Source organism: Geofilum rubicundum JCM 15548, assembly GCF_000974365.1.
Taxonomy (GTDB): domain Bacteria; phylum Bacteroidota; class Bacteroidia; order Bacteroidales; family Marinilabiliaceae; genus Geofilum; species Geofilum rubicundum.
Genome location: NZ_BAZW01000103.1, coordinates 1 through 5,462 on the forward strand (window position 1 = coordinate 1; position 5,462 = coordinate 5,462).

The window sequence follows — 5,462 nt, forward strand, 5'->3', positions numbered from 1 at the left end:
GTCAAAGTAGAATTAAGGTACCATTATTTTTTGAATATGATTACCTGCCTTCACAATGTAAACACCTGCGCTTAAAGAATGATCGAGAAGGGTTCTGTTTCCGGTTATAAAACCCTGGTAAATGACCTGTCCGTATAAGTTATAAATAACCAAGGGCGTATGGGTAGCCAAATCGCTTGTTGAAACAACCACCTTTTTATCCGCATTCAGATAGATGACGGTGTTCTCATGGGCTAACTCTTGGGACGTTGTTCCAACGCCACTCTCATGAGTGGTGATAAGATTAGAAAAAGAGAAAATAATTTCATCACCTGATTCCCTTGCGATGGTGAGATAATACTCGCGCGATTCGGTAGGGGTGATTATCAATTCAGCTCCATTCCATACCCGATAAACGCATTCATAAGTTTCAGAGATTAAGCTTGTGCCGCTATTATTACGTTCGGTGTTAATCCCTGCCCTAAGGGTAAGAGGTCCATCGTTTTGACCGGCATAGTCAAAGGTCACTTTATAGGTTTTATCTGCCTCGAGCGTCATCGGATAAGAGTGTACGGCGGTTCCATCCAAATTACCATACGATGCTTGTGCATCCCAACGCAAAAACAGAAGTCTTCGTCCGGAACCATAAGTCAAATAATTATCCATATAGCGCATATACCCAGATCCTGAAGTGGTATAAGGCACTGCACCTAAATCAGTTCCTCCCATAAATGTTCTCCATCCAAAATTGTAGGCTTCTGATCCGGCACCTGTGATACCTCCACCATTCCAATCAGTTGTGAGGCTATAAATGAAATTAATCGTATAAGTTTTATCTACCTCTCCGTTTGATGATGTAACAATAACTGTATTATCAACCACTTGATGGGAGGCTTCTTCTTGTGTTGGAGTAGCTGTAATCACTGAAGCTGAGCCTGCAGGCAATATTACAGTGTATTCCTCTACGAAAGGGTCGAAATTGGCAACAGTATTTCCATTTACTTGTAAATCGGACAAAGTAGCATCTATTTCAGTGTCGGAGAGTTTAATAAGTCTAAAATAATCCAGTTTAAACCAGCCATAAATTGGATTTGTATCTGCCGCAGATGGTGACCCGTCTTTTAATACAGAATTGGTACGGACTCCTATTTTAAGAGGGGTGTTTCCATCAAGGGTTATGATGACTTCCAAATCTTTCATTGTTCCTGGATTTCCAGTAGAAACAGCATGACCTGCATAGCTGTTAATTTCTCCAGGTGTAAGATTTAGATCGTAGTCAGCTTCTGCACCAAAATATTGAACAAGGTCATTGGCAAATAAACGTTGTGTCGTAATTTTGTCAGTAATAATTTCCATTCGGCATGATACCAGGTATCTGCCAGCTGGCAAATAGTCTCCTTCTTCAGGGATGATGGTCTGGCTTAACTCAACAAAATCAGGAAGGTTCATGTTTTGTCCGCTAAACCAGAAATTATAATTGCCGTCCCGATTGCCAGTGTCGTTATTTAAACCTTGAGAATTGTTGCCCAAATAGACCACATCCGGTTCTACGCCTGTGTTAATGGCAAAATTGTGATTGAAACTCCAGCCAAAAGGTTCAATAACTCTTAAAACACCTCCTGTATGCGTTTCACCCAGATCATTTAATTCGAAACTTGAATTGACGACACGCGATGTGTAATCAACCTGAGCAAAAATGGAAGTCGACAGCAGCAACGCGGCCGCCAACAAAAAATTAAAGATAAAGTAAGATTTTCTTTTCATAAAGCTGTCATTAAAAAATTAAACTAATTAGAATTTGAACTAAGGATTTAAAATTTTTGCATGCGCAATGAACCATCAACTGGCCTGGCCTTTTTTCGATTTGTTAACTCTTTGAAACAAATGTAACCGAAATGCAAATCAGGCAACGACTCCTGATCAGTCAGATATGGTCGGCATTCTTGTTTTGAACAAATTGTATGTGGTATTTGAAATATTTGAGACGGTAATTAGCCTGAATTTTTAAGCGATAGTGGGAAACACCAGCTGAGCATATAAAATTAAAGGGATAATTTATTTTGATTGCTACGCCTGTCTTAAAAAAATGCAAAACTATTGCTTAATTCTTTGTATATTTGGTTAATACACATTAAAACAGTCTTCTATGTCAGAACCACTAACCACTGCAAAAAATTGTCGCCACTACGCCATGTGTAAAATTGATTTTCTGGGAACAGGGATTTGCGCATCGGGACCGGAAAAACAGTATGTGGCTTTTTACCCACAAGGACGTATGGATTTATATGCTGCCTTGGCCGAAGAAAAAATCCCGGTCACGGAAAAATGCCTGGAAATAGCGGATACTTGCGACCTCTGCGGCAAGTGCGATTACCAATGTTACTTTGTCACCGAATTGCGACCAACCAAGGTCATGAAGGCCTTAAAAGACCATGTGGCGGCCTACCTTGAAAATGGCGGAAAGGTGGTTAAAGAAGATGTGGATGAAGTGCTGGTGGAGCTGAGAAAAATGGTGGGCGACGAATGGGCGACTTCTGACCGGGCGATTGCACTGACTTATGCGCACGACCCCTCGCCCATAACCGGGCTAATGATGCCGGACTATGTAATCATGCCCAACACCAAAGAAGAGGTTTCTGCCATTGTAAAACTTTTGAATCAAAAGCAAATTCCTTTTGCAGTGCGGGGCAATGGTTCGAGTGTGATGGGCTTCGTCATGAGTCCGGGAGCAGTACTGGATATGAACCGGATGAAAACCATCGAATTTGATGAGAAGAACTGGCTGGTGAAAACCGGTGCAGGTGTGACGGCCTTTGACCTTCAGACGGAAGCTAAAAAGAGGGGCTTCCGGGTAAACGTGGCGGAGCCTTCTGCCCTTGTTTGTGCCAACATCATGTGTTCCGGTATCTTTTCAACCTTTTCGGCGACCTATGGAACGGCAGCCGATAATTTCATCGATGCAGAATTTGTGTCTAAGGATGGGGCCTGCTTCAGGATGAACGACAAGGATGCCCCCAATCTTTTTGCCTTTAACCCCACAGATGCCGGTATTCCGGCTATCTGCACGTCGGCGGACATAAAACTGCATCCCATACATGAGGATGAGACGGGACTGCTAATTCCATTTGCTACAATGGCAGCGGCACTGAATTTTACCAAAGCGTGCGCAACGCACCGCATAGGGTTGGCCATAAGCGTTTTGGGTGGCGAATATTTATCCACCTTCATGGCGCCGACCACCCAACTGGCCAAAGAAATCAAAGAAGTCTTTACCAAAGACCTGGGGATTCAATATCTGGTGCTGGTAGTTGGCGGAAAGTACGACATCGAGGCGATTCACAGCATGGGACATCCGTCCATTGATCAGGAACTCTTTAAAGCCCTGTATCTGGGCATGCCTTCCCTGCGGTCGGCCAAATGGCTTTCCCTGTTAACGGAAATGTCGGACGATGAACCCTTCTCCTATCTTAAATTAAATGGATTTACGGATCTCTCTGAAACGGCCCTCTCCCCTTCACCTGAACTCCTGGCAAAGGAGGTGGATCCGGAATTGCAATCTTTCTTCAAAAGACTGTTTTCCAAACCGGAGATGACAGATCTTGTTTGGCTAAACATGTTTCGGATCATAAGTTCGCGCATGGGACGCGAGAAACACGTGATTCCTTTGATCATTTATCTGCCCATAGAGAATGAATTGGTCGCTGAAATAGACGGCGAGTTCAGGAGGATTGCCGACAAGCATGGTCTTAAGAATGACTATGGTTTCATCACCCCTCTGGATAACGGAAAACGCTGTGTATTTGAATATGATTATTTTCTGGATCAGAACGATCCGGATGAAATGGTACGTATGCAACAGGCTTTACAGGAAGCTGGAATGATGCTGGAAGGCTACGGCCAAAAGACAGGAACCGTCAAGTGGATTCGCCACTTGTTTACCCAGGGTTTCTGCAGGAAAGAAAACTTTTTGTATAGTAAAACTTAAACTTGAATTTAACATGACCGTAAAACACCCTACCATAGCACTCACCGGAGCCACCGGATTTTTAGGAAGCCACCTGATGGCCGCATTGCTCGAGAAAGGGCACCGGGTTATTGTCTTAGGCAGATCCTCGCGGGACGCAACGCTTAGCCAAAGAATAGCCGGTCTCTTAAAATGGTTTGATAAAGAAAACTTGACCGACCGGCTGGAGATGGCAGATATTGACTTATCCAAGGCCCGCCTGGGCCTTGGATTATCGAAGTACAACAAGTTGTGCCAGGAAGTTGAACAAATCATTCATTGTGCCTCCGACACCAGTTTCACCGAAGGGAAGCGTGAACAGGTTTTTGAATCCAATATTCTCGGTTTAAAGAACATCCTGGCATTTGCCAGTGATGCCCGCGTTCAATTCTTTCATTACATCAGCACAGCCTTTGCTTGCGGTCAGGATGAACCCATTTGTCTGGAGCAACTACCCCAAGCCAACGATTTTCTAAATGTTTACGAAGAGAGCAAGGCACAGGCCGAAAAAGAGATTGCTCAATTTTGCGACCGGCAGAGTCTTGCCTACACCATTATCCGCCCCACCATTGTTTACGGCGATTCACGAACCGGACGCTCCCTGAAATTCAATGCGCTTTATTATCCCCTGCGCTCCCTCATGGCCATTCGGGATATCTATATTAACGACCTCCAAAACAATGGCGGGAAAAGATCAAAGGCGCACGGTATTTATCTGGATGAAGAAGGCTATTTGTTTTTGCCCTTAAAAATAGTGTTGCCCAAGTCCGGTGGACTCAACCTTATTCCGGTCAATTATTTTGTGGAGGCCACCCTTCGTATCATAAAAAATGCCCATCCCGGAGGTATTTATCATCTATCCAACACAGCACCGGTTAAGATGGAAACGGTTATCTCCTTCAGCAAACAGTTTATGAAGATGAAAGGCGTTGAAATGGCCTATGCCATTTCACCTCAAAACAATCATCGCAACCCCGCCGAAGAGCTCTTCGATCGCTTTGTAAAGGCCTATCTGCCCTACATGCACGACAACCGACAGTTCGACAGAACCAACACCGATGCAGCCACCTCCCATCTGCAACCTCCCGCCTTCACCAATGCCGTTTTTAATCGCTGCATGGATTATGCGGTGGCCGTGGAATGGGGGGACAAGTTGAAGCAATATGGAGCCCTAACCTAAATGTTTTTATACATTGAATAAAGCATCTTCTGTTTGTCAACAATCATGGTTTAATAATACTCTTATAACTTTACCTACAATATAGATTACGGTTCAGAATCAAACCAGAAATAACCATCTGCTTCATCAATACAAAAATATCTTCACGAAATTTTCACCTTCGACGAGAACGGTCGATTATAATAATTGAACCCTGGAGTTCTTCTTTATATAAAAAATCGGCAGTTTGTTCCATAAATTGAGGAGATTATGATTGACCAGGCCAATCTATTGGATGTCGGGTAAGTTAAAACTAAAGGT

At 43.6% G+C, this 5,462-nt stretch carries 3 protein-coding genes; 2 read left to right on the plus strand and 1 reads right to left on the minus strand.

From position 1 onward, the window contains the following. Nucleotides 1-12: 12 nt before the first annotated feature. Complete coding sequence (locus tag JCM15548_RS19765) at nucleotides 13-1,743, minus strand: T9SS type A sorting domain-containing protein (RefSeq protein ID WP_062128867.1); 1,731 nt, start codon at nucleotides 1,741-1,743, stop codon at nucleotides 13-15. Between the two features lie 382 nt (nucleotides 1,744-2,125). On the opposite strand from JCM15548_RS19765, the gene JCM15548_RS19770 reads away from it, so the two are divergent. Together JCM15548_RS19770 and JCM15548_RS19775 are read left to right on the plus strand one after the other, a co-directional pair. Continuing rightward, nucleotides 2,126-3,964 (plus strand): FAD-binding oxidoreductase, encoded by a 1,839-nt coding sequence (locus JCM15548_RS19770; protein ID WP_083985279.1) that lies wholly within the window; start codon nucleotides 2,126-2,128, stop codon nucleotides 3,962-3,964. 13 nt (nucleotides 3,965-3,977) lie between these two features. Further along, nucleotides 3,978-5,162: an SDR family oxidoreductase gene (locus JCM15548_RS19775; protein ID WP_062128871.1), complete on the plus strand. Its 1,185-nt coding sequence runs from the start codon at nucleotides 3,978-3,980 to the stop codon at nucleotides 5,160-5,162. The last annotated feature ends 300 nt before the right edge of the window (nucleotides 5,163-5,462 follow it).

What these genes read in the sequence shown, in the direction of transcription:
- JCM15548_RS19770 (WP_083985279.1), top strand. Translation starts at nt 2,126, where the DNA reads ATGTCAGAACCACTAACCACTGCAAAAAATTGTCGCCACTACGCCATG.
- JCM15548_RS19775 (WP_062128871.1), top strand. Translation starts at nt 3,978, where the DNA reads ATGACCGTAAAACACCCTACCATAGCACTCACCGGAGCCACCGGATTT.
- JCM15548_RS19765 (WP_062128867.1), bottom strand. Translation starts at nt 1,743, where the DNA reads ATGAAAAGAAAATCTTACTTTATCTTTAATTTTTTGTTGGCGGCCGCG.